Genomic DNA, 23,540 nt, shown 5'->3' on the forward strand with positions numbered 1-23,540 from the left:
GAACCGGGGCGCCGCCCGCACGGACCCGGGGAGTGCGCGGCACGGCGGGAACCCGGTCCGCGCGCCCGCCGCGCGCTGTTCGTCGTCTCACTTTGTCCCGTCACGGCAACCTTCCGGCCTCTCCGCACGTCGGACTCAGTGGGGCGGTGCCAATGGCGTGCTGATTGTCACGTCCGGAAAAGGCCGGATCGGCGCCCCTTTGTCATAGCGCGCGGTGTTAGCTTGCTGAGCTGACCTGACCGGCGAACTTGTGTGCCATACGAGAATGAAGCGGAGCGGATCGACCCATGGGACGAGCTGAAGAGAGACGAGCGCGGCAGGCGCAGGGCCGCCGCGCGGCGCCCCAGCGCTCGTCCGGACACGAGTCCGCGGGCGCCACGCCGGGGGCGAAGGCGGGCGGCAAGCCCCGCCGCACCGGCATACGCCGGTTCGTGAACTGGAAGACGATCCTCGGGACGTTCCTCGGCTTCTGCCTGCTCGGCATGGGCGCCTTCATCGTGCTCTACATGGTCGTGTCGGTGCCCGAGGGCAACGCCGCCGCCAAGCGCCAGAGCAACATCTACAAGTACAGCGACGGCTCGATACTCGGGCGCAGCGGCAAGGTCAACCGCGAGATAGTCGACCTGGCCAAGGTGCCCAAGAGCGTCCAGAAGACGTTCGTCGCCGCCGAGAACAAGAGCTTCTACAGCGACTCGGGCATCGACCTCAAGGGCACCGCCCGAGGCCTGATCAACACCCTCTCCGGCAAGGGCAAGCAGGGTGGTTCGACGATCACCCAGCAGTACGTCAAGAACTACTACCTCAGCCAGGACCAGACCGTCACGCGCAAGCTGAAGGAAATGGTCATCTCGCTGAAGGTGGACCGCAAGAAGTCCAAGGACGACATTCTCGCGGGCTACATCAACACCAGCTACTACGGCCGCAACGCGTACGGCATCCAGGCCGCGGCGCAGGCCTACTACCGTGTCGACGCCGAGGACCTCTCGGTCGCGCAGGGCGCCTACCTCGCCTCGCTGCTCCAGGCTCCGAGCCAGTACGACTGGGCGGTCGCCTCGAAGACCGGCAAGAAGCTCGTCGAGGCCCGCTGGAACTACACCCTCGACAACATGGTCGAGCAGCACTGGCTCGACTCGGGCAAGCGCGCGGGCATGAAGTTCCCGGTCCCCGAGGAACCCAAGGGCGCGCCGGGCATGGAGGGCCAGACCGGCTATCTGGTGGAGGCGGCCGACAACGAGCTGGCCAAGCAGCTCGTCGCCCAGGGCACCGCCGAGGACCTGGACGACGCCAAGGCCCTGATCACCGCGGGCGGCTGGACCGTCACGCTCAACGTGGACAAGAAGAAGCAGGCCCTGCTGGAGAAGACGGTCAAGCAGCAGCTCACCAGCAAGCTGGACCCGAAGAAGCGCAAGGTCGACGCCGACATCCAGGCGGGTGCCGCGTCGGTCGACCCCAAGACCGGCAAGGTCCTCGCGATGTACGGCGGCAAGGACTACTTCAAGCACTACTTCAACAACGCGACGCGCCGTGACTACCAGGCCGCCTCGACGTTCAAGCCGCTGATCTTCGCGGCCGCCCTCGCCGAGGAGGCCAAGACGCAGTCCGGCCGGCCGATCACCGCGAACACGGTCTACGACGGCACCAGCCGCCGTCCCGTGGTGGGCAGCGACATCGGTTTCGCACCGCCGAACGAGGACGAGCACAGCTACGGCCCCGTCACCGTGCAGACCGCGATGAACAAGTCCATCAACTCCGTCTTCGCGCAGATGGGCGTCGACGTCGGCATGGACAAGGTGCTGGACGTCGCGGGCAAGCTCGGCATGAACACCAAGGGCATCCAGGCCGTACCCGCCCAGACCCTCGGCTCCATGGGCGCGAGCCCGCTGGAGATGGCCGGCGTGTACGCCACGCTCGACAACCACGGCAAGAAGGTCACCCCGGCGATCGTCGGCAAGGCCGAGCACAAGGACACCCCGGTCACGATGCCGGACCCGATCGGCGACCAGGTCATCAGCGAGGAGGCCGCCGACACGGTCACCTCGGTGCTGACCGGTGTGGTCGACGACGGTACGGCCCGGGTCTCGGTGCGGAACAACCCGGCCCGTGACGGCCAGCAGGTCGCCGGCAAGACCGGTACGTCCGACAACAACAAGTCGGCCTGGTTCACGGGCTACACGCCGAACCTGGTCACCTCGGTCCTGCTGTTCGGCGAGGACGCGAAGCCCCCGCACAAGCAGGTCTCCATGAAGGGCGCCACGGGCCTCGTCCTGGAGGGCGGCCGTGTCAACGGTGGTGGCTACCCGGCGAAGATCTGGGCGGCCTACACCTTCGCGGCGATGGCGGGGAAGGTCACCGAGTTCGACCTGAACACCACGTCGGGCGCGGCGGTGGCGCCGACCGACCTGCCCACCGCCACCCAGACGCCGTCCAGCACGCCGTCGTCGACCCCGACCACCGAGGAGCCCTCGACGGAGCCGCCCACCACGAGCGCTCCGCCGACCCCCACGGACGAGCCGACGACGACCGAGCCGACGACGACGAGCCCGTCCACACCGACGAGTACACCCACCGACGACATCCCGGAGAACCCGTTCGACCAGACCGGCCAGTAGCGGACGACAGCGGACGCGTGACGGAGGGGGCACCCGGAACTCCGGGTGCCCCCTCCGCCGAAGAGGCCGGCCGGTCCCCCACCCGGGGACCGGCCGGCCTTTCGGCGCTTCAGCCGCCGTCGACGTTCCGCGCGATCCGGTCGCCGGTCTCCTTGTCCACGTTGCGCCAGTACTGGAAGGCGCGCTCCTGCACCGGGCGGGTGACACCGGCCTTGAGATGCCCGCTGACGTTGCCCACCAGCCGGTCCCGGGCCGCGTCGTCCAGCACCTCGCGGACCATCGTGCCCGCCTGGCCCCAGTCGTCGTCCTCGCGGTGCGGCTTGTAGGCCTCGCGCACCAGCTCACCGGCGGTCCGCCAGCTCGCGGGGTCACCGAAGCGGCCCTCGTAGTCGGCCGCGGGGCCGCCGTAGGAGTTCGGCGCGTACGGGCGGGACGTCGTCGACGGCTCGTAGCGCATCGGGCCGTCCTTGGCGTACGAGTTCACCGGGGAGCGCGGCCGGTTGGGCGGCAGCTGGCCGTAGTTGGGGCCGATCCGGTAGCGGTGGGTGTCGGGGTACGAGAACAGCCGGCCCAGCAGCATCTTGTCCGGCGAGGGCCCGATGCCGGGCACCATGTTCGAGGGTTCGAAGGCGGCCTGCTCGATGTGGACGAAGTAGTCCTCGGGATTGCGGTCCAGGACCATACGGCCCACGTCGATCAGCGGGTAGTCCCCGTGCGGCCAGACCTTCGTCAGGTCGAACGGGTTGAACCGGTAGTCCGCCGCGTCCTCGAACGGCATGATCTGGACCTTCAGCGTCCAGCTCGGCGCGTCGCCGGACTCGATCGACTCGAACAGGTCACGGCGGTGTTTGTCCCCGTCCGTACCCGCGAGCTCGTCGGCCTCCGCCTGGGTGAGGAATTCGATGCCCTGGTCGGTCTTGAAGTGGTACTTCACCCAGAACCGTTCACCGCCGCCGTTGATCCACATGTAGGTGTGGGAGCTGTAGCCGTTCATGTGGCGGTACGTCCTCGGGATGCCCCGGTCGCCCATCAGCCAGGTCACCTGATGCGCGGACTCGGGCGAGAGGGTCCAGAAGTCCCACTGCATGTCGTTGTCGCGCAGCCCTGTCACCGGGTGGCGCTTCTGCGAGCGGATGAAGTCCTGGAACTTGATCGTGTCACGGACGAAGAAGACCGGGGTGTTGTTGCCCACCATGTCGTAGTTGCCGTGCTCGGTGTAGAACTTCAGCGCGAAGCCGCGGGGGTCGCGCCACGTGTCGGGCGAGCCCTGCTCACCGGCGACGGTCGAGAACCGCGCCAGCATGTCCGTGCGCCTGCCCGGCTGGAACAGATCCGCCCTGGTGAACTGACTGACGTCGTTGGTCACTTCGAAGAATCCGTACGCGCCACTGCCCTTGGCGTGCACCACCCGCTCGGGCACCCGCTCCCGGTTGAACTGCGCCATCTTCTCGATGAGGTAGTGGTCCTGGAGCAGGATCGGGCCGTCGGGGCCGACGGTGAGCGAGTGTTCGTCGCTCTCCACCGGAATCCCTGCGTTGTTCGTGGTGTACGGAGCCTTCCGGGATGCCTGCGTCACGAGCGTCCTCCCGTCGGAGATGAGGTCGTCAGGTCGCTTCGCCCACCCCAGCAGTCAACGCCGCCGACATCATGTCGGCAACACGGGACCGGTACCGGCACCGGTACGTCCGGACCGGCACCCGTCCCGCCCGCACAGGCGCCTTCAGGCACCGGCAAAGACGCCTTCAGGCACCGGCACAGGCGGCACGGTCCGGCACCGGCGCAGGCCCGTCAGGCAGCCGCGCGGCCGCCGTCCGGCACCCGTACCGGCGCGGTCCGGCGCCGGCCCACCGGGGTGAGACCGGACGGGTACCCGGTCAGTTCCGGTTCAACTCGAACCAGACGACCTTTCCCGTACTCAGCCGGGTCGCCCCCCACCGCCGCGCCAGCCGGTTCACCAGGAACAGACCGCGACCGCCCTCGTCCGTGGCCCGCGCCTGCCGCAGCCGCGGCAGCTGGGGCACGTCGTCGCCGACCTCGCAGCGCAGGACGTCCGTCCGCAGCAGCCGCAGCGTCACCGGCCGCGACGCGTACCGCACCGCGTTCGTCACGACCTCGCTGACCAGCAGCTCCACGGAGTCGGTCATGTCCTCCATGCCCCAGCGGGCCAGGGCCCGCCGGGCCAGACGCCGGGCCCGGCCGGGCGCCGCGTCCTCCGGCTCCAGGAACCAGTAGGCGACATCGCTCGGCGCGATCCCGTCGAACCGCGCGGCGAGCAGCGCGATGTCGTCGTCCCGGTCTCCCGGGCCGAGCATGTCGAGCACCTCGTCGCACAGCGCTTCCAGCGGCGGCGGATGATCCGGTCCGGTCAGCGCCGCGACCGCCGCGAGCTTCTCCCGCAGCTGCTCTATCCCGGTCCAGACGTCACGCAGCCGCGACTCGACCAGACCGTCCGTGTACAGCAGCAGCGTCGCCCCGGCCGGCGCGTCCAGCTCCACCGCCTCGAAGTCGACCCCGCCCACACCGATGGGGGCACCCGGCGGCACCCGCAGCACCTCGGCCCGCCCGCCCAGGTGCAGCAGCACCGGCGGCGGATGGCCCGCGTTGGCGATGGTGATCCGGTGCGACACCGGGTCGTAGACGGCGTACAGACAGGTCGCCATGCGGTCGGTGCCGAGCCGCTGCGCCTGCTCGTCCAGGTGGTGCAGCACCTCCTGCGGCGGCAGATCGAGCCCCGCGAGGGTCTGCGCCGTCGTCCGCAACTGGCCCATGATCGCCGCCGACGTCATGGAGTGGCCCATCACGTCACCGACGACCAGCGCGACCCGGCTGCCCGGCAGCGGGATCGCGTCGTACCAGTCGCCGCCCACCCGGGCCGTCTCCGCCGCCGGCAGATACCGGGACGCGAGCCGGACCCCCGTGGGCCGCGGCAGCGTCTCGGGCAGCATCGTGCGCTGGAGCTCGTCGGCGATGTACGCCTCACGGCCGTACAGCACCGCCTTGTCGATACCGAGCGCGCTGTGCGTGGCGAGCTGCGCCGCGACCAGCAGGTCGTCCGCCTCGAAGGCGAGCCGCTCCGGCCGGCGCAGGAACAGCGCCGCCCCGATCACCCGGCGCCGGCCGCGCAGCGGCGCGAGGATCGCGCGCTGCCCGCTCGGCACCGGCAGATCGTCGCCGAGCAGCTCGGGCAGCGCGGCCCGCGCGGCGGGCGCGTCCGCGAACACCGGCCGCACCCCGCGCAGCACCTCGGCGAGGGCGCCGCCGGGGCGCACCTCGCACAGCTCGGCCGTCATCGCCGACAGCTCGTTGGGCTCCGGCCGCAGCGCGGGCAGGAAACCGCTCTCGGTGTCCCGCTCCTCGGGAATCCGGTCCGTGCGCCGCAGCCGCAGCACCAGGGGACCCGTCGGCCGCTCGTCACCGACCGGCAGCGGGTCACGCAGATAGACGAGGATCGCGTCGGAGAAGGTCGGCACGGTCGCCCGGCACAGCCCCATCACGATCTCGTCGAGGTCGATGCCCCGGGCGATCCGCCGGGTCGCGGCGCCCACGAAGCGCAGCCGGTCCCCGTCCCGCCGCATCGGCATCGGCCCGCCCTGCGGCACGCCCTGCCCGGTACGGCGCTCCTTGCCGGCGGACGCCCGCGAGGCCCGTCCCTGCTCGGCGTCCGGCTGGATCGGGATGCCCTCCGGCGCGGGCCGGGGGCGGTGGGTGTCGGGCTCGGTCGCCGAGGGCTGCGAGTGCTCGGAGCCGGGCCCGGAGGAGACCGGTGAGGACGACGGCACGTCGGTGCCCGAGGACGCGGACGCGCCGACGTCGGCGGACACCTGGCCGCCGGCCTTCCCGCGCTTGCCGCGAGACTTGGGCGCACCCGAACCCCTCGGCGCGTCGCCCGTGCGGGCCTGTACCGGTAACGCGCCGGAACCCGGCAGCGGGGACGGCGGCTCGGAGGTACGCAGGAGCGCCCCGCGAGGGTCCGCGGGGGCGGGCGGCCGGCCGGCGCCGCTCTGCCGGCGCTCGTGCGAGGTGGGATGCTCCGTCACGCGTGTCGAGTCCATCCGTCCGGGGCTGCGCGCCGTGCGCACAGTTCTTCCCGCAGCCCCGATACCCGGAATGTGTGCCCCAGGAACGGATTCTGCGTGTCGTCAGGGCCGGGACCGACGGCGCGAACGGCCGTCGCCCGGCACGGTACGGCTCGCCGACGGCCGGAAACGGTCCGTGCCGACAGCGGGGCGACGGCCGAAGCCCCGGCCCGCACGGCCGTCGTGGCGAGCCCGCGCGGTGCGACCGGTCCCTGGCCGGCCACGCCGCCGTACGCCTCGTACCCCTCGCTCACGTCCTGCCGCCCCTCGGTGACATATGGTCAAGCCCGGCTCATCCTGCGGGAGTTGTCTCTGCCGTTTGCCCTTGCGGAAGACGATCCTACGGTTGTACCACGGGGGCGCATCAAGGGTCTCATGAGGACACGTGCGCGGGCGTACGGTCCCAGTCATCCGGCAGAGCGGGAACCGGCCAGCCCGGATCCGGCCTCCAGTGCTGCCATCCGTCCGAGAACGGCGCGCCCCAGGAACGGATCACCTCCACCGCCGACCACCCCGCTTCCCTTACCTGTGCCGCCAGTTGAGCATCCATCAGACCGGCCCGCTGCGCCATGGCGAATTCGTCCTCGTCGAGCCAGCGCCAGCTGCGGTCGGGGTGGACCGAGATGTCGAGGAAGTGATCCACCGAGTCCACCCCGCCCGCCCAGCGGGTCAGCGGGGCCTCCAGGTTCACGTACCAGTTCTTGAAACGCCAGCCCTGTTCCCAGAACAGCCACACCGACCAGGCCTCGCCCGGCCGCGCCAGCTTCAGCACACCGGTCCCGAACCAGCGGTCGCGCCGCACCGCGCGAGGCTTCGTGTAGCGCGATTCCAGCGGTTCTCCATGCACCGGCGAACCGTCGGCGAGCACCGGCTTCACACATTCGGTACCCGGCGCCATCCACACCGCGAGCAGGTCGGCGTCGTCGCGCGCGACCGTCACGGGGCGGCAGATGTGGACGCTGTCGCCGCCGTTCTCCCGGTACCGCCACAGGATCTGGCTCCCGGGCTCCCAGTGGGCCGCCGGCCCGCCCGCTTCCGCTCGTCTCACCGCTCCACCCTCTGCCATGACCAGATATTAGGTGCCCCAGGCATACGACGCTGCGGCAACCGTCACGGTTCACGCCATCGGGAACCCGCTGTTACGGAGCTGTCATCAGGCGTTTCTCCGCGGGCCCGGGCTGTTACGGGTGCGTCATCCGCAGGACATCCAGGGCCTCGTCCAACTGCTCCTCGGTCAGGTCCCCGCGCTCCACGTACCCCGACTCCAGCACCACCCGGCGAATCGTCTTCCGCTCCGCCAGCGCCTTCTTCGCGACCTTGGCCGCTTCCTCGTACCCGATGTACTTGTTCAGCGGCGTCACCACGGACGGCGAGGACTCCGCGTACTCCCGGGCCCGCTCGCGGTGCGCGACGATCCCGTCGACCGTGCGGTCGGCGAGCAGCCGCGAGACGTTCGCGAGCAGCCGGACCGACTCCAGGACGTTCTTCGCGATCACCGGCAGCATCACGTTCAGCTCGAAGTTCCCGGCCGCGCCCGCGACGGCGACGGTCGCGTCGTTCCCCGTCACCTGCGCGGCGACCATCAGCACCGCCTCGGGAATCACCGGGTTCACCTTGCCCGGCATGATCGAGGACCCGGGCTGGAGATCCGGGAGGCTGATCTCGGCCAGTCCGGTGCGCGGCCCGGAGGCCATCCACCGCAGATCGTTCGCGATCTTCGTCAGTCCGACGGCGATGGTCCGCAGCTGACCGCTCGTCTCCACGATCCCGTCGCGCGCCCCCTGCGCCTCGAAGTGGTCGCGGGCCTCCGTCAGCGGCAGCCCGGTCGCCCGTGCCACCTCCGCGATCACCGCGGCGGAGAACCCGGGCGGCGTGTTGATCCCCGTCCCCACGGCCGTGCCGCCGAGCGGCAGTTCGGCCAGCCGCGGCAGCGAGGCCTCCAGCCGCTCGACCCCGTACCGCACCTGGGCCGCGTAGCCCCCGAACTCCTGGCCGAGCGTCACCGGCGTCGCGTCCATGAGATGGGTGCGCCCCGACTTCACCACATCGGCGAACTCCCGCGCCTTGCGCTCCAGCGAGGCGGCGAGATGCTCCAGCGCGGGGACGAGATCGCGGGTGACGGCGGCGGTCGCGGCGATGTGGATGGAGGACGGGAACACGTCGTTGCTCGACTGCGACGCGTTCACGTGGTCATTGGGGTGGACGTCCCGGCCCAGCCGCTCGCCGGCCAGCGTGGCGATGACCTCGTTGGCGTTCATGTTGGAGGAGGTGCCCGAGCCCGTCTGGAAGACGTCGACCGGGAAGTGCGCGTCCCAGCGCCCCTCGGCGACCTCCGCGGCCGCCTCCTGGACCGCCTCCGCGACGTCCTCGGCGATCACGCCCAGCTCGCCGTTCACCTTCGCGGCGGCCCCCTTGATCCGGGCGAGGGCCTCGATGTGCGCGCGCTCGATGCGCTGCCCCGAGACGGGGAAGTTCTCCACGGCGCGCTGCGTCTGCGCCCGCCACTTCGCCTCCGCGGGCACCCGCACCTCGCCCATGGAGTCGTGCTCGATCCGGTACGCGCCCTCGCCCTGGCCGTCTGCCATCTCTCTCCTTGTGTGGGAATCCCGGCTTCCGGACCGGGCGGGAAACGCCTCCTGAGTACCGGAGTCGCAAAAGCGGCGTAGCGCGCTTTGCGTCTGCCTTCGGCAGCGGTCAGGGCTTGGCCGTCATGAAACTCCTTGGAGTCGAGTGAGAAGCCCCCTCGTTCACGAGGGGGAGGAGTCACTGGTGACACCTCCATGGGACATAGCGTCCCGGGACCCACGGGTGTTCCCACCCGGCGCGCGTGAAGCCGTACGTTCATCCGGACGGCCCAGCGCCGGAACGACGAACGGCGGCCGGTCCGGCCGCCGTTTGCCGCATCTTGCGGCGTGTCGGGCGCGGGATCCCGTACGGCATCACCTCGGACGCCGTACGGGCCCGTACTAGGCCAGTCCCGGGCCCCGGACCGGGATCGTGGTGAAGGTCGGGGCGGGGGCGGGGTCCTGGAAGAAGTCGTTGCCCTTGTCGTCCACGACGACGAAGGCCGGGAAGTCCTCGACCTCGATCTTCCAGACGGCCTCCATGCCGAGCTCCTCGTACTCGACGACCTCGACCTTCTTGATGCAGTCCTGGGCGAGCCGGGCGGCCGGGCCGCCGATGGAGCCGAGGTAGAAGCCGCCGTGCGCGCCGCACGCGTCGGTGACCTGCTTGCTGCGGTTGCCCTTGGCGAGCATCACCTTGGAGCCGCCCGCCGCCTGGAACTGCTCGACGTAGGAGTCCATGCGGCCCGCGGTCGTCGGGCCGAAGGAGCCGGACGCGTAGCCCTCGGGGGTCTTGGCCGGGCCCGCGTAGTACACCGGGTGGTCCTTCAGGTACTGCGGCATCTCCTCGCCCGCGTCCAGCCGCTCCTTGATCTTGGCGTGCGCGATGTCGCGCGCCACGACGAGCGGGCCGGAGAGCGAGAGACGGGTCTTGACCGGGTACTTCGTCAGCTCGGCGAGGATGTCGTCCATCGGCTGGTTGAGGTCGATCTTCACGACGTCACCGGCCTCGTCCAGGTGCTCGTCCGTGGTCTCCGGCAGGAAGCGCGCGGGGTCGGTCTCCAGCTGCTCCAGGAAGACGCCCTCGGCGGTGATCTTCGCGACGGCCTGGCGGTCGGCCGAGCAGGACACGGCGATGGCGACCGGGCAGGACGCGCCGTGGCGGGGCAGGCGCACCACGCGCACGTCGTGGCAGAAGTACTTGCCGCCGAACTGCGCGCCGATGCCGATCCTCTGGGTCAGCTCGAAGACCTTCTCCTCCAGCTCCTTGTCCCGGAAGCCGTGGCCGAGCTCGGAGCCCTCCGAGGGGATCTCGTCCAGGTAGTGCGCGGAGGCGTACTTCGCGGTCTTCAGCGCGTACTCGGCGCTCGTGCCGCCGACGACGATCGCCAGGTGGTACGGCGGGCACGCGGCCGTCCCCAGCGAGCGGATCTTCTCCTCCAGGAACTTCATCATGGAGCCCTCGTTGAGGACCGCCTTCGTCTCCTGGTAGAGGAACGACTTGTTGGCGGAGCCGCCGCCCTTGGCCATGAACAGGAACTTGTAGGCGCCGCCGTCGGTGGCGTACAGCTCGATCTGCGCCGGCAGGTTCGAGCCGGTGTTCTTCTCGTCCCACATGGTCAGCGGGGCCATCTGCGAATAGCGCAGGTTCAGGTTCTTGTACGCGTCGTAGATGCCGCGCGAGAGGGCGGCCTCGTCGCCGCCCTCGGTGAGCACGTTCTGGCCGCGCTTGCCCATGACGATCGCCGTGCCGGTGTCCTGGCACATGGGGAGGACGCCTGCCGCCGCGATGTTCGCGTTCTTCAGCAGGTCCAGGGCGACGAACTTGTCGTTCGCCGAGGCTTCCGGGTCGTCGATGATGCGGCGCAGCTGGGCGAGGTGCGCCGGGCGCAGGTAGTGCTGGATGTCGTGGATGGCCTCCGTGGCGAGCTTGCGCAGCGCCTCCGGCTCCACCTTGAGGAACGTGCGTCCGTCGGCCTCGAAGGTGGAGACACCCTCGGAGGTAACCAGCCGGTACGGCGTGGTGTCCTCTCCCTGGGGGAGCAGATCGGTGTACGCAAACTCAGGCATCTCGCCTATTCCTCACTCGACAGTCAGCTTTTTCGGGGCTCGGTCGCCTCGGGCGCACCCCTTCGGCTCACTCGCCCGAGGCCGGCCGTCATCGGCAGCGTCCACCAGCGTAGAACCTGGCACGGGCGCCGAGGCTGTGAGGTAAGGCTCAGTTCGGACATCGGACCGTCGGTCCCGGGGGAGAGCGGGTTTCCCGCGGGTGGCGCGCCAGGGGTAGTCGCGATCTATCGCGTTTGGGTACGCTGTTGCCGTGGACCTTCAAAAGAGCCCCGACGCGAGTGCCGCCACGGCGGCGAAGCCGGCCGAACTGCGTGCTTCCGACGCCGATCGCGACCGGATCACCGACATCCTGCGCGAGGCCCTCGCCGAGGGGCGCCTGACCGCCGAGGAGCATGCCGAGCGGGTCGAGGGCGTACTGGCCACCAAGACGGTCGGCGAGCTCGACCAGTTCGTCCGTGACCTGCCCGCCGCCCACACGGGCCGCGCGGCCTCCGCCTACGTCTCCGCGCCCAACCGCCCCACCCAGGGCGCGATCCCGGCGGAGGCCGACGACAACGTGGTGGCGGTCTTCAGTTCCGCCGTCCGCAAGGGCCGCTGGCGGGCGGGCCGGCGCATCCACGCGTACTCGGTCTTCGGCAACGTCGAGATCGACCTGAGCGAGGCGATCTTCGAGTACCAGCAGGTCGTGATCAAGGCGGTCTCGGTGTTCGGCAACGTCGAGATCCTCGTGCCGGAGAACGTCTCGCTGCGCGGCAGCGGCGGCGGGGTGCTCGGCAACTTCGAGGTGGACACGCTGGACTCGGGCGACCCCGACGCGCCCGTGGTCTACATCGACGGCCTCGCCGTCCTGGGGAACGTCGAGGCGAGGCCCAAGCGCGGCAAGCTCATCGCGGACATCCTCGACCGGGTCACGAGCCGGGTGAACGACCGGGTGGCGGACCGGCTGGACCGGAGTTTGCGCAAACACCTCGGTCATTGACGCTCGTGAATATGCGGGTGGCGGATGCGGTCGCTCCGCCGCGGACGATCGATCACGCGTGAGAACGGCCGGGCTTCGGCACGCAGTGCATAGGCGCGCGTACAGCGGGTAGGGCTTGCTGCATCGTCTCTTGGAGGGCGCTGCGGAACTTCCGCGGTGCCCAGCACGCTCGCGAAGCCGTCGTCAGGAGTAGACCCGTGCTGCAACCGCCGCATCAGTCCCTGCAGGTAGCTGCCGTTCCGGCCCAGCGGGCGCCCGTGCGGGACAGGGATCAGGAAGCGCCATGGCACACGGAGGCGGTGTGCAGGCGTGACGAAGCCGGCCTGTTCTTCGCCCCCTCCAAGGAGCCGACCGCTTCCCGGCTCTCCCGGGAGGAGGCGGCCAAGCGCGTCTGCGCCCGCTGTCCGGTCATGGTCGAGTGCCGCGAACACGCGTTGCTGCAACCCGAGCCGTACGGCGTCTGGGGCGGCCTGACCGCCGCCGAGCGCCGTGTCGTGCTCGCCCGGCGACGCCGCCGCGACCTGGAGCTCAAGAAGGCCGCCCGCGGCACGATAGCCGCGGCCGGCTGACCCACCCCGCACGCGCGAAGCGGTGGGGAGCCGGGCAGGGCCGTCCCGTGCACACGGCAACGGGGTACACGCGGCAGCCGTGCCGCCCGCCGCCTCGAAGCGGTACTCGTGCGTCCGCCCGGGTGCCGGGCCGGAGTCGGTGCGGGAGGGCCGTCGGCCGGTGCGGGCGCCGGAAGGTGTTGTCCGGTGCCGGCGCGGGCGAGCCGTCGGACGGTGGCCGCACGGGACCGCGTCGGCCGGTGCCGGCACCCGGCCCGAAGACGTCATCCGGTGTCGGCGCGGGACTTCGGCCGTGGTCGGCGCGGGTGGGCTTCAGTCCTGGTCCGCGCAGGAGAAAGGGGCGCCCCTCCGCACAAGGGGCGCCCCTTTCGCGCCGTGTCGGCGCCCGGCCCTCCGGGCCGGTGGTCCTACTTGGCGCGGTCGAAGTCGATCGCGCTGTACGCACGCAGCTTGCTCAGCCGGTGCTCCGACCGGATCTGGCGGACCGTGCCCGACTTGGATCGCATCACGATCGACTCGGTCGTCGCGGTCTCGGAGCGGTAGCGCACCCCGCGCAGCAGCTCGCCGTCGGTGATGCCGGTCGCGACGAAGAAGACGTTCTCGCCGGAGACCAGGTCGTTCGTGGTCAGGACGCGGTCGAGGTCGTGCCCGGCGTCTATGGCCCGCTGCCGCTCCTCGTCGTCCTTCGGCCACAGCTTGCCCTGGATGGTGCCGCCGAGGCACTTGACGGCACAGGCCGAGATGATGCCCTCGGGCGTGCCTCCGATGCCGAGCAGCAGGTCGATGCCGGTGCCCTCGCGCAGCGCGAGGATGGAGCCCGCGACGTCGCCGTCGGAGATCAGCTTGATGCGCGCGCCGGTCTCCCGGATCTCCTTGATGATCCCGTCGTGGCGCGGCCGGTCGAGGATGACGACCGTGACGTCCTCGGGCGTGACCCGCTTGGCCTTGGCGACCCGGCGGATGTTCACCGCCACGGACGCGTTGATGTCGACGAAGTCGGCCGCCTCCGGGCCGGTGACCAGCTTGTCCATGTAGAAGACCGCGGACGGGTCGAACATGGTGCCGCGGTCCGCGGCGGCGAGCACGGCGATCGCGTTCGTCATGCCCTTGGCGGTGAGCGTGGTTCCGTCGATCGGGTCGACGGCGATGTCGCACTCGGGGCCGGTCCCGTCGCCCACGCGCTCCCCGTTGAAGAGCATCGGGGCCTCGTCCTTCTCCCCCTCGCCGATGACGACGACGCCGTTCATCGAGACGGTGGAGACGAGGGTGCGCATGGCCCGGACGGCGGCACCGTCGGCACCGTTCTTGTCGCCGCGGCCGACCCAGCGGCCCGCGGCCATCGCGGCGGCCTCGGTGACGCGGACGAGTTCGAGGGCGAGGTTGCGGTCGGGGGCTTCCGACGGGACTTCGAGTTCGGAGGGCAGATGATGCTCGGTCATCGACACGCACCTTTCTGATACGACGACGGCCGGATGAGGGTGTGGCCCCGACTCTATCGTCAGGCTTGCAAAATGAGCAGGGGGGCCCACGGATGAGCAGGCCAGGGCACCTGCGACGATAGGTGCGTGGCAGGTACGAAAGGCAAGCAGTCGGTCCGGGACATGATTCTTTCCCTGGGCCTCATCTCGCTCATGGCGGGCGTCATCTACATCTTCATTCCGCATGACGACTCCGAGCCGGATCTCAAGCGCGTCGACTACAAGGTCGAGCTGCTGACGGCTCGCCGCGCGGCGAGCTATCCCGTGGCGGCGCCCCAAGGGCTGCCCTCGGCGTGGAAGGCGACCTCGGTGCGCTACGACGGCAGCGAGTTCGACGCCTGGCATCTGGGCTTCCAGGCCCCCGACGGTCAGTACGTGGCGGTCGAGCAGTCCACTCAGCGGCCGGCCGTGTTCATCGACGCGGCGAGCCAGGGCGCCCGGCAGACGAAGGCCACCCAGCGCATCGGCGACCGGACCTGGCAGCGCTACGAGGGCGACCACTACGACGCCCTCGTCCTTCAGGACAAGGGCGCCACGACGGTGGTGACCGGCACCGGGTCGTTCGGCACGCTGGTGAAGATGGCGGAGGCCCTGAAGACCTCGTAGTCCCGCCCGTACGGTCCCGTGGAACCCGTAAGGCATGGAGAAGGGCCCCCGGCGGCAGCGCCGGGGGCCCTTCTTGTCTGGTGCGGGTGCGGGAGTGAACGGCGGTGCCGGCCGCTCCCTCGGTGCCGTCGGTCAGACGGTCGTGATGACCTGGTCGGCGTCCAGGCGCGGGCTGCGCGGGAACCAGGCGTCCTCGCCCGGCCTGCCGATGTTCACGATCATCAGCGGGGTGTGGTCGTCGTCCAGGAACTCCTTCTGGACACCGGCGAGGTCGGCGCCGGTCATCGGGCCCGCGGCGAGGCCGGCGGCCCGGACGCCGATGATGAAGTAGGCGGCCTGGAGCGCGGCGTTCATCGCGGCGGCGCTCTCACGGACCGGGCGCTCGGAGAAGAACATGTCCTTGGCGGCGGGGAAGTGGGGGAGGAGCGCCGGCAGTTCCTCGTGGAACTCGTTGTCCGCGGAGAGGATCGCGACCAGCGGGGCGGCGGCGGTCTTCGCCCGGTTGCCCTCGGCGAGGTGCTGCACCAGGCGCTCGCGGGCCTCGGGGGAGCGGACCAGGGTGATGCGCAGCGGCGACTGGTTGAAGGCGGTCGGGCCGTACTTGACCAGGTCGTAGATCGCCTGCACCTGCTCGTCGGTCACCGGCTCGTCGGTGAACGTGTTCGCCGTGCGGGCTTCGCGGAACAGCAGGTCCTGAGCGGTGGGGTCAAGGACGAGAGACATGGAGAACCTTCTCGGTATGTGCGGTGGATCCGGGGGGATCTGTTGGCGAGTACGACAGTACGTCGAGGAGGTTTAAAGTTCAACCAAAAGCGGGGCGTGGTGATCCGCTTCACAGGCGGAAGGATCGAAAAAGGGATCGAAAAAAGGGGGCCCGCCGTGTCGCGGGCCCCGCTGGAGTCACTCGGAGCAGGACATCACCCGGACACGGAGCCGCTCGTCACGCGGAGCCGCTCGTCACCCGGTGCCGGCACCGCTCGTCACTCGGACCCGGAGCCGGCGTCCTCTTCCTGCTCCTGGGACTCCTCGGCCAGGGCGGCGTCCAGACGGGCCCGAGCGCCCTCCAGCCAGCGTCGGCACACCTTGGCCAGCTCCTCGCCGCGCTCCCAGAGCGCCAGGGACTCCTCCAGGGTCGTACCGCCCGCCTCCAGGCGGCGTACGACCTCGATCAGCTCGTCCCGTGCCTGCTCGTACCCGAGCGCCTCGTCCACCTTGCTGGTCATGTGCCCACCCTATGCATCGACTCGAACCGTGAATTCACCCTCGGCGACCCGCGCCCGCAGGGTCTCGTCCGCCGTCACCTCGGCCGGGTCCCGGACCACATGACCGTCGGCCCTCTGCAGCACCGCGTACCCCCGTCGGAGGGTCGCCGCGGGGGAGAGGGCCACCACGCGCGCGTGGGTGTGCGTCAGCTCCGAGTCCGCGCGGTCCAGCAGATGCCCGAGCGTGCGCCGGCCCCGGTCGAGCAGGGCGGAGACCTGGTCCGCCCGCTCGTCGATCATCCGGTACGGATCCTCCATCGAGGGCCGGGCCAGCGCCTGCGCGAGGCCGCGCTCCTCACGGTCGACGAACGACTGGACGCAGCGCCGCGCGCGGTCCCGCAGGAGCCGCACCCGCTCGTACTCCTCCCCGACGTCCGGCACGACCTTCTTGGCGGCGTCGGTCGGGGTGGAGGCCCGCAGGTCGGCCACGAGGTCGAGCAGCGGACTGTCCGGCTCGTGCCCGATCGCCGACACGACCGGGGTGCGGCAGGCCGCGACCGCGCGGACGAGCTGCTCGTCGGAGAACGGCAGCAGGTCCTCCACGCTGCCGCCGCCGCGCGCCACGACGATCACGTCGACCTCGTCGAGCGCGTCCAGCTCCTTCACCGCCTGCACGACCTGCGGCACGGCGTGCACACCCTGCACGGCGACGTTGCGCACCTCGAAGCGGACGGCGGGCCAGCGGCGCCGCGCGTTCTCCAGGACGTCACGCTCGGCCGCCGACGCCCGCCCGCACACCAGCCCGATGAGCTGCGGCAGGAACGGCAGCGCCTTCTTGCGATCGGCCGCGAACAGCCCCTCGGCCGTCAGCGACTTCTTCAGCTGTTCGAGGCGGGCGAGGAGTTCCCCCACGCCCACCGGCTTGATCTCGGCGGCCCGCAGGGAGAGCTGCCCGCGCGGCGCGTACCACTCCGGCTTGGCGTGGACGACCACCCGGGCGCCCTCGCTCACGACGTCGGCGACCGCGTCGAAGACCTGGCGGTAGCAGGTCACGCTCACCGAGATGTCGTACGACGGGTCGCGCAGTGTCAGGAAGACGACGCCCGCGCCGGGGCGCCGCGACAACTGGGTGATCTGCCCCTCGACCCACACCGCGCCGAGCCGGTCGATCCATCCCCCGATGAGCCGTGACACCTCTCCGACGGGCAGCGGAGCGTCCGCGGACGTGTTGAGAGCCATGCGCCGAGCCTAGTGGCCTGCACCGACAACGCCCCCGCGCCCGGTACGGGTCGGGCACCCCGACCCGTACCCCGACCGCCGGGCCCGTCCCGACCGGATCGCGCCGGACGGCAGCCGCGCGGCACGGCGCGTCACCCGGCCGCGGACCCGGCTCGCCCCCGTTGGGCGAACAGCACCACCAAGCCCGCCGCCAGCCATACGAGACCCGCCGCCTGAGCCGTTCCCGACGCCTCGATGATCACCGCGACGGTGATCGCGGCCCCCAGTACGGGCAGGAGGACGTGCCGCCACCACACCACCGGCCCGCCCCGGCGCCGTACGGCGAACCAGCCCACCACCGACGCGTGCAGCAGCGTGAACGCCGTCAGGGCGCCGATGTCGACCACCGAGACCAGCTTGTCGAGGCCGTCGTCGCGGCGCGCCGCCCAGACCGCGGCGACCAGAGTGATCACCGCGGCGCACGACAGGGCCGCCTGCGGCACCCCGGAGCCGGTCCGCGCCAGCACCCGCGGCAGCCTCCGGTCCCGGGCCATCGCGAAGACGATCCGCCCGGCCGCGGCCTGCCCGGCCAGCGCCGCGAACGCCGCGCCGATCGCCTTGCCGGCCGCCACCAGGTTGTGCAGCCACGAGCCGACGGAGGCGTCCACGGCGTCGTAGAAGGCCGGACCCTGGAGGGCGGGGTCGGCGGCGAGCCGCGCGGACGGCAGCGGCTCCAGCAGGGCCGCCAGATACGTCTGCGCGATGAACAGCACACCCGCCAGCGCCAGACAGAACAGCACCGCCCGAGCCACCTTCTGCGAACCGCCCGTGACCTCCTCGGCGAAGGAGGCGATCGCGTCGAAGCCCAGGAAGGACAGGACGGCGACCGAGACGGCGCCGACGACCGCCGACAGCGCGAACGCGCCCTGGGTGCCGTCACCCGACAGCGGGGACAGCCAGTCGCGCCGCGCGCCGTCGCGCGCGAGCACCACGGCCGCCGCCACGACGAAGACGACGAGGACCACGATCTCCATCGCGAGCACCACAAAGCCGGCGCGCGCCGCCGTGCGGACCCCCGGAGGTTGAGGAACGTCGTGACGACGACGGCGAGCGTGGTCCACACCCACCGGGACACCTCCGGGACCAGCGCGTTCATGGCGATCCCGGAGAACAGGTAGGCCACCGCCGGAATGAGCAGATAGTCCAGCATCACCATCCACCCCGCGACGAACCCCGCCTCCGGGCCGAGCCCCGCGCGCGCGTAGGCGAACACCGAACCCGCCTGGGGGACCACCCGGACCATCTGGGCGTAGCTGAAGGCGGTGAACGCCATGGCCGCCGTCGCGACGACGTAGACCAGCGCCACCGCCCCGTGCGACCTCGCGTCCAGCGCTCCGAAGACCCCGACCGGGGCCATCGGGGCGATGAACAGCAGCCCGTAGACGACCAGGTCCCGGAAGCCGAGGCTGCGCCGCAGCCCCTGCCCCGCCGGGTCCGTGCCGGCGGTGGTCCGCGCGTCGGACATCGTGCCTCCCGGGAATCGCCTGGTCCCGCCCCCAGCGGCTGCCCACAGTCTCTCCGAGGAGGCGATCCCTGACCCGCCGGGCGCGGCCTTACGATGGGGGCATGACCGCTTCGCCTGGCCGCCGTGTCCTGCTCGCCGCCCCCCGTGGCTACTGCGCGGGCGTGGACCGCGCCGTGATCGCCGTGGAGAAGGCCCTCGAGCAGTACGGGGCCCCGATCTACGTCCGTCACGAGATCGTCCACAACAAGTACGTCGTGCAGACCCTGGAGAAGAAGGGCGCGATCTTCGTCGAGCAGACGGCGGAGGTCCCCGAGGGGTCCATCGTCATGTTCTCGGCACACGGCGTCTCCCCCGTCGTCCACGACGAGGCCGCCGCCGGCAAGCTCGCCACCATCGACGCGACGTGCCCGCTGGTCACCAAGGTCCACAAGGAAGCCGTCCGCTTCGCGAACGAGGACTTCGACATCCTCCTCATCGGGCACGAGGGCCACGAGGAGGTCATCGGCACCTCCGGGGAGGCGCCCGACCACATCACCCTGGTCGACGGCCCCGACGACGTCGCCAAGGTCGAGGTCCGCGACCCCTCCAAGGTCGTCTGGCTCTCCCAGACCACCCTCTCCGTCGACGAGACCATGGAGACGGTCGACGCCCTGAAGGAGAAGTTCCCCCTCCTCATCTCCCCGCCGAGCGACGACATCTGCTACGCCACGCAGAACCGTCAGCTCGCCGTGAAGCAGATGGGCGCGGAGGCCGAGCTGGTCATCGTGGTCGGGTCGCGCAACTCCTCCAACTCGGTCCGGCTGGTCGAGGTCGCCAAGCTGGCCGGCGCCCGTGCCGCGTACCTGGTGGACTTCGCCGAGGAGATCGACGAGGCCTGGCTGGAGGGTGTGAGCACGGTCGGCGTCACCTCCGGCGCCTCCGTCCCCGAGATCCTCGTCGAGCAGGTCCTGGAGCTCCTGTCCGGGCACGGCTTCGAGGACGTGGAGCTCGTCAAGGCCGCCGAGGAGTCCATCACCTTCTCGCTCCCCAAGGAGCTGCGCCGCGACCTGCGCGCCGAGGCGGCCGCGCTGGTGGAGGCGCGTACGGGTGGTCCGTCCGGGAAGTGACGATCAGCCGTACGTCGTAACGTAGGGCCATGAAGATCTTCGGTGTGGACATTGGCGGATCCGGGATCAAGGGCGCCCCTGTGGACCTTGATCGCGGGGACCTGGCGGAGGAGCGCCACAAGGTGCTCACCCCGCACCCGGCGACGCCCGACGCGGTGGCCGACGGCGTGAAGGACGTCATCGACCACTTCGGCTGGACGGGCCCGGTGGGCATCACCTTCCCCGGTGTGGTGACCGGTGGTTCCACGATCCGTACGGCGGCCAACGTCGACAAGGCCTGGATCGACACCGACGCGGGCGCGTTGCTCGGCGAGCGGCTGGGCGGCCTGCCGGTGACCGTGCTGAACGACGCGGACGCGGCGGGTGTCGCCGAGATGGAGTTCGGCGCGGGGAAGGGCCGCCGGGGCACGGTCATCCTGCTCACCTTCGGCACCGGCATCGGCAGCGCCGTCTTCACCGAAGGCGAGCTGGTCCCGAACACCGAGCTGGGCCACCTCGAACTGAACGGCCACGACGCCGAGAAGCGGGCCTCCACCAAGGCCAAGGACGACCACGAACTGACCTGGGAACACTGGTCGCGCCGCGTCACCAAGTACCTCGCCCATGTCGAGATGCTCTTCTCCCCGGAGCTCTTCATCATCGGCGGAGGCGTCAGCCGCAAGGCCGACAAGTTCCTGCCGCTGATCCAGGACATCAAGGCGGAGATCGTCCCCGCGCAGCTCCAGAACAACGCCGGGATCGTGGGCGCGGCGATGCGGGCGGCGCAGATCGGCCGGTAGCCGCGAGGCCGCCGGGCCCGACGGCGGCCTCGGGCCCGGCGTCATCGGGCCCGGCGGCATCGGGCGGCGACGGCGACGCGGCCCGCGACGGTACGAGGGCCGCGTCGGTACGAGGCCCGCGACCGTGCGGGGTCCGCGACCGTACGAGGTCCGGCGTGCCGGATCGGCGGGTCCGATCGACGGGTCCGGTCAGCGGGCCTGTCTGCCGGGCGGCACGCCGTGTGCCCGGTCCCGCCGCCGGGCGGCCCGGCGGCGGGACATCAGGCCGACCCGGCGGACGGCCACGACGAGGACCGCGGCCAGCGTTCCCCCGTACAGCCAGCCCGCCTGGAGGGCGAGGGCGGTGACCAGGCCCATGAGGCTGCCGCCGAAGCCGCCTCCGCCGTCGTCGGTGATCGGCGGCAGTCCGAAGGCGAAGGCGATCGGTACGACCACGGGGGCGGTCACCAGGTCGCCGGGCCGCACCCACAGCGCGGTCAGCACGCACACCGGCAGGAACAGCACCCCGTACACCGTCGCCGACCCGTCGAACAGCAGGTGGTCGAGGCAGGCGAGCGCGAACATCGTCGCGCCGCAGAACAGGCCGCCGCCGAGCCCGGTCAGCCGCGGGCGCGACGTCCGGCGCGGCTGCCGGACACCCGCGGGCGCGGGCCGCCGCGCCACCGGGCCCTCCCGTCGGACACCGCCGCCCGCGGCCCGTCCGGACTGTGCCGGAACAGGTGCCCCGCGTCGCGGTCTGTACTGAGGGGGACGCGTCCTGTGTTGCTCCACTGGACCAACTTAGGTCGTTTTATGTGTGGAATGGCTCCTCGGACACGCCGGAGACCGCCGAAGGCGAGGCCGTGGAAAGAGCTTGGCCATGCGTTCGATACCTCGCGGGCGGGAGCCGGGTCACGCCGTAGACTGGTGGATCGGCCCGCTCTTCTGGAGGGCCCTTCGCCCATCCTCTCGTACGGGAAGTCGCAACGTGTCGCTCACGATCGGAATCGTCGGTCTGCCCAATGTCGGCAAGTCGACCCTGTTCAACGCCCTGACCAAGAACGACGTGCTCGCGGCCAACTACCCGTTCGCCACGATCGAGCCGAACGTCGGCGTGGTCGGCGTCCCCGACGCCCGTCTCACCAAGCTGGCCGAGATCTTCTCCTCGCAGAAGATCCTCCCGGCGACCGTCGACTTCGTGGACATCGCCGGCATCGTGCGCGGTGCCAGCGAGGGCGAGGGCCTGGGCAACAAGTTCCTCGCGAACATCCGTGAGTCGGACGCGATCTGCCAGGTCATCCGTGCCTTCAAGGACGAGAACGTCGTGCACGTCGACGGCAAGGTCTCGCCCAAGGACGACATCGAGACGATCAACACCGAGCTGATCCTCGCCGACCTCCAGACCATCGAGAAGGTCCTGCCGCGCCTCCAGAAGGAGTCGCGCATCAAGAAGGACGTCGTGCCCAAGGTCGCGGCGGTCGAGGCTGCCAAGGAGATCCTGGAGAAGGGCGACACCCTCTTCTCCGCGGGCATCGTCCAGGGCTCCGGCAAGGAAGAACTGCTGCACGACCTGCACCTGCTCACCACCAAGCCGTTCCTCTACGTCTTCAACGTGGACGAGGACGAGCTGGTCGACGACGACTTCAAGGCCGAGCAGCGCACCCTGGTCGCCCCCGCCGAGGCGATCTTCCTCAACGCCAAGCTGGAGCAGGACCTCGCCGAGCTCGACGAGGCGGACGCCATGGAGCTCCTGGAGTCGGTGGGCGCCGAGGAGCCCGGCCTCGCCACCCTGGCCCGCGTCGGCTTCAACACCCTCGGCCTGCAGACCTACCTGACGGCCGGTCCCAAGGAATCCCGCGCCTGGACCATCAAGAAGGGCGCCACCGCCCCCGAGGCCGCCGGTGTCATCCACACCGACTTCCAGAAGGGCTTCATCAAGGCCGAGGTCATCTCCTTCGCCGACCTGGTCGAGACCGGCTCGGTCGCCGAGGCCCGCGCCAAGGGCAAGGCCCGCATGGAGGGCAAGGAGTACGTCATGCAGGACGGGGACGTGGTGGAGTTCCGCTTCAACGTGTAGCGGCTGGCCTATCGCCACGTCGCTGATCTGGCCCACATACAGGTCGGAGAGGGCTCGACTCTTCGGAGTCGGGCCCTTGGTTTTTCCCTTGCTGGGATGGTGCTGGGATGGCTGCCGTCGGGCCAGTGGCTTTCAGGTCTCGTGAACGGTGGAGCGGTGCCCCGCTTGAACGACCCAGACCACCAGGTCACCGTTGTCGATCGTGTAGACGACGCGGTGGTCGCCGACCCTTAGCCGGCGACGCTCCGGCCGGGACACGAGCGCGGTGGTGTCGAAGCCGAGGGGGTCGCTCTCCAGCTCGGTCAGCTTGGCCAGGACGCGCAATGCCATGGCGCGAGGGATCTTCCGGAGTTCGGCCTGCGCCTCGGGCCGGAAGACGGTCCGGCAGTCACTCATTGCGCGCCAGCGTCTCCCTCATGACGTCCTCGATCGGGATGCCGGGCGCCGGGTCGGCCATGCGTTCGTCGATGATCCGGTTGATCTCGCGCTCTTCCTATTCCTGGTACTTGCGCAATACCTCGATGGAGACGACGGCGGCGACTTCCTTGCCCCGGCGAGTGATCACCGTGGGCACGTCGTCGCGGTCTGCGCGCTCCACCACCTCCGCCAGGTGTGCACGCACGTCGCGGATGGACTTTACGGGCAGCGGCTGCGTCATGCGCTCAAATGTACCGAGTGTGCCATGTACACAATGTTGCGGGCG

The 23,540-nt window shown here is 70.6% G+C and carries 18 protein-coding genes and 2 pseudogenes; 7 read left to right on the top strand and 13 right to left on the bottom strand.

What is annotated here, in order from left to right; genetic code table 11:
* Positions 1 to 287 precede the first annotated feature (287 nt).
* Positions 288 to 2,609, top strand: coding sequence for a transglycosylase domain-containing protein (locus ACFYW9_RS00510; RefSeq protein ID WP_389142771.1), 2,322 nt, complete (start codon positions 288 to 290; stop codon positions 2,607 to 2,609).
* A 109-nt stretch (positions 2,610 to 2,718) separates the two neighbouring features.
* Here the strand turns inward: ACFYW9_RS00510 and ACFYW9_RS00515 are convergent, their stop codons facing one another.
* The 5 genes from ACFYW9_RS00515 to ACFYW9_RS00535 all read right to left on the bottom strand — a co-directional run bounded on the left by ACFYW9_RS00515 (position 2,719) and on the right by ACFYW9_RS00535 (position 11,319).
* Positions 2,719 to 4,185, bottom strand: a complete 1,467-nt coding sequence (locus tag ACFYW9_RS00515; RefSeq protein ID WP_389142774.1) for a catalase — start codon at positions 4,183 to 4,185, stop codon at positions 2,719 to 2,721.
* Between the two features lie 298 nt (positions 4,186 to 4,483).
* Complete coding sequence (locus tag ACFYW9_RS00520) at positions 4,484 to 6,661, bottom strand: SpoIIE family protein phosphatase (protein WP_389142777.1); 2,178 nt, start codon at positions 6,659 to 6,661, stop codon at positions 4,484 to 4,486.
* Positions 6,662 to 7,058: 397 nt separating this feature from the next.
* Positions 7,059 to 7,751 (bottom strand): DUF402 domain-containing protein, encoded by a 693-nt coding sequence (locus ACFYW9_RS00525; RefSeq protein WP_329301472.1) that lies wholly within the window; start codon positions 7,749 to 7,751, stop codon positions 7,059 to 7,061.
* Positions 7,752 to 7,866: 115 nt separating this feature from the next.
* The gene (locus tag ACFYW9_RS00530; protein ID WP_389142781.1) at positions 7,867 to 9,270 is read right to left on the bottom strand and encodes a class II fumarate hydratase; all 1,404 of its coding nucleotides are present in this window, start codon (positions 9,268 to 9,270) and stop codon (positions 7,867 to 7,869) included.
* 381 nt (positions 9,271 to 9,651) lie between these two features.
* Positions 9,652 to 11,319: a fumarate hydratase gene (locus tag ACFYW9_RS00535; protein ID WP_389142785.1), complete on the bottom strand. Its 1,668-nt coding sequence runs from the start codon at positions 11,317 to 11,319 to the stop codon at positions 9,652 to 9,654.
* Between the two features lie 250 nt (positions 11,320 to 11,569).
* Here ACFYW9_RS00535 and ACFYW9_RS00540 point away from each other — a divergent pair, with 250 nt between their 5' ends.
* Both ACFYW9_RS00540 and ACFYW9_RS00545 read left to right on the top strand, forming a co-directional pair.
* A complete protein-coding gene (locus ACFYW9_RS00540) occupies positions 11,570 to 12,298 on the top strand; it encodes a DUF1707 domain-containing protein (protein WP_389142788.1) in 729 nt (242 codons plus the stop codon).
* Positions 12,299 to 12,495: 197 nt separating this feature from the next.
* Positions 12,496 to 12,867, top strand: a complete 372-nt coding sequence (locus ACFYW9_RS00545; protein ID WP_328671196.1) for a WhiB family transcriptional regulator — start codon at positions 12,496 to 12,498, stop codon at positions 12,865 to 12,867.
* 407 nt (positions 12,868 to 13,274) lie between these two features.
* Here the strand turns inward: ACFYW9_RS00545 and glpX are convergent, their stop codons facing one another.
* Positions 13,275 to 14,306: a class II fructose-bisphosphatase gene (glpX, locus tag ACFYW9_RS00550; protein ID WP_326785733.1), complete on the bottom strand. Its 1,032-nt coding sequence runs from the start codon at positions 14,304 to 14,306 to the stop codon at positions 13,275 to 13,277.
* A gap of 126 nt (positions 14,307 to 14,432) precedes the next feature.
* Here glpX and ACFYW9_RS00555 point away from each other — a divergent pair, with 126 nt between their 5' ends.
* Positions 14,433 to 14,951 carry a DUF4245 domain-containing protein gene (locus tag ACFYW9_RS00555; protein ID WP_389142794.1) on the top strand — a complete coding sequence of 173 codons (519 nt, stop codon included), beginning with the start codon at positions 14,433 to 14,435 and terminating at the stop codon, positions 14,949 to 14,951.
* Between the two features lie 132 nt (positions 14,952 to 15,083).
* On the opposite strand, the gene ACFYW9_RS00560 is transcribed toward ACFYW9_RS00555, so the two are convergent.
* From ACFYW9_RS00560 to ACFYW9_RS00575, 4 genes and pseudogenes are all read right to left on the bottom strand, one after another.
* On the bottom strand, positions 15,084 to 15,674 hold the full coding sequence (locus tag ACFYW9_RS00560) for a malonic semialdehyde reductase (RefSeq protein WP_351858988.1): 591 nt from the start codon (positions 15,672 to 15,674) through the stop codon (positions 15,084 to 15,086).
* Positions 15,675 to 15,931: 257 nt separating this feature from the next.
* Positions 15,932 to 16,174 (bottom strand): exodeoxyribonuclease VII small subunit, encoded by a 243-nt coding sequence (locus ACFYW9_RS00565; RefSeq protein ID WP_351858990.1) that lies wholly within the window; start codon positions 16,172 to 16,174, stop codon positions 15,932 to 15,934.
* Positions 16,175 to 16,183: 9 nt separating this feature from the next.
* Complete coding sequence (xseA, locus tag ACFYW9_RS00570; protein ID WP_389142799.1) at positions 16,184 to 17,392, bottom strand: exodeoxyribonuclease VII large subunit; 1,209 nt, start codon at positions 17,390 to 17,392, stop codon at positions 16,184 to 16,186.
* Positions 17,393 to 17,523: 131 nt separating this feature from the next.
* Positions 17,524 to 18,896: pseudogene (locus ACFYW9_RS00575) on the bottom strand (APC family permease).
* Between the two features lie 101 nt (positions 18,897 to 18,997).
* On the opposite strand from ACFYW9_RS00575, the gene ACFYW9_RS00580 reads away from it, so the two are divergent.
* Positions 18,998 to 20,002 (top strand): 4-hydroxy-3-methylbut-2-enyl diphosphate reductase, encoded by a 1,005-nt coding sequence (locus ACFYW9_RS00580; protein WP_389142802.1) that lies wholly within the window; start codon positions 18,998 to 19,000, stop codon positions 20,000 to 20,002.
* A gap of 29 nt (positions 20,003 to 20,031) precedes the next feature.
* On the top strand, positions 20,032 to 20,781 hold the full coding sequence (gene ppgK, locus ACFYW9_RS00585) for a polyphosphate--glucose phosphotransferase (protein WP_389142805.1): 750 nt from the start codon (positions 20,032 to 20,034) through the stop codon (positions 20,779 to 20,781).
* A 189-nt stretch (positions 20,782 to 20,970) separates the two neighbouring features.
* On the opposite strand, the gene ACFYW9_RS00590 is transcribed toward ppgK, so the two are convergent.
* A complete protein-coding gene (locus tag ACFYW9_RS00590; protein WP_389142808.1) occupies positions 20,971 to 21,444 on the bottom strand; it encodes a DUF6542 domain-containing protein in 474 nt (157 codons plus the stop codon).
* A 304-nt stretch (positions 21,445 to 21,748) separates the two neighbouring features.
* Here ACFYW9_RS00590 and ychF point away from each other — a divergent pair, with 304 nt between their 5' ends.
* Positions 21,749 to 22,837 (top strand): redox-regulated ATPase YchF, encoded by a 1,089-nt coding sequence (gene ychF, locus ACFYW9_RS00595; RefSeq protein ID WP_389142812.1) that lies wholly within the window; start codon positions 21,749 to 21,751, stop codon positions 22,835 to 22,837.
* A 132-nt stretch (positions 22,838 to 22,969) separates the two neighbouring features.
* Here the strand turns inward: ychF and ACFYW9_RS00600 are convergent, their stop codons facing one another.
* Both ACFYW9_RS00600 and ACFYW9_RS00605 read right to left on the bottom strand, forming a co-directional pair.
* The gene (locus tag ACFYW9_RS00600) at positions 22,970 to 23,233 is read right to left on the bottom strand and encodes a type II toxin-antitoxin system RelE/ParE family toxin (RefSeq protein WP_389142816.1); all 264 of its coding nucleotides are present in this window, start codon (positions 23,231 to 23,233) and stop codon (positions 22,970 to 22,972) included.
* Positions 23,226 to 23,495: pseudogene (locus tag ACFYW9_RS00605) on the bottom strand (type II toxin-antitoxin system Phd/YefM family antitoxin). The gene ACFYW9_RS00600 and the pseudogene ACFYW9_RS00605 overlap by 8 nt, the downstream one beginning before the upstream one ends.
* Positions 23,496 to 23,540 lie beyond the last annotated feature (45 nt).

The organism is Streptomyces sp. NPDC002698, assembly GCF_042888945.1.
Taxonomy (GTDB): domain Bacteria; phylum Actinomycetota; class Actinomycetes; order Streptomycetales; family Streptomycetaceae; genus Streptomyces.

Excerpts from the sequence above, each read along its gene's own strand:
- ACFYW9_RS00520 (WP_389142777.1), bottom strand. The coding sequence starts at position 6,661 with ATGGACTCGACACGCGTGACGGAGCATCCCACCTCGCACGAGCGCCGG.
- ACFYW9_RS00525 (WP_329301472.1), bottom strand. The coding sequence starts at position 7,751 with ATGGCAGAGGGTGGAGCGGTGAGACGAGCGGAAGCGGGCGGGCCGGCG.
- xseA (WP_389142799.1), bottom strand. The coding sequence starts at position 17,392 with ATGGCTCTCAACACGTCCGCGGACGCTCCGCTGCCCGTCGGAGAGGTG.
- ACFYW9_RS00580 (WP_389142802.1), top strand. The coding sequence starts at position 18,998 with ATGACCGCTTCGCCTGGCCGCCGTGTCCTGCTCGCCGCCCCCCGTGGC.
- ACFYW9_RS00565 (WP_351858990.1), bottom strand. The coding sequence starts at position 16,174 with ATGACCAGCAAGGTGGACGAGGCGCTCGGGTACGAGCAGGCACGGGAC.
- ACFYW9_RS00530 (WP_389142781.1), bottom strand. The coding sequence starts at position 9,270 with ATGGCAGACGGCCAGGGCGAGGGCGCGTACCGGATCGAGCACGACTCC.
- ACFYW9_RS00560 (WP_351858988.1), bottom strand. The coding sequence starts at position 15,674 with ATGTCTCTCGTCCTTGACCCCACCGCTCAGGACCTGCTGTTCCGCGAA.
- ACFYW9_RS00600 (WP_389142816.1), bottom strand. The coding sequence starts at position 23,233 with ATGAGTGACTGCCGGACCGTCTTCCGGCCCGAGGCGCAGGCCGAACTC.
- ppgK (WP_389142805.1), top strand. The coding sequence starts at position 20,032 with ATGAAGATCTTCGGTGTGGACATTGGCGGATCCGGGATCAAGGGCGCC.
- ACFYW9_RS00510 (WP_389142771.1), top strand. The coding sequence starts at position 288 with ATGGGACGAGCTGAAGAGAGACGAGCGCGGCAGGCGCAGGGCCGCCGC.
- ACFYW9_RS00535 (WP_389142785.1), bottom strand. The coding sequence starts at position 11,319 with ATGCCTGAGTTTGCGTACACCGATCTGCTCCCCCAGGGAGAGGACACC.
- glpX (WP_326785733.1), bottom strand. The coding sequence starts at position 14,306 with ATGACCGAGCATCATCTGCCCTCCGAACTCGAAGTCCCGTCGGAAGCC.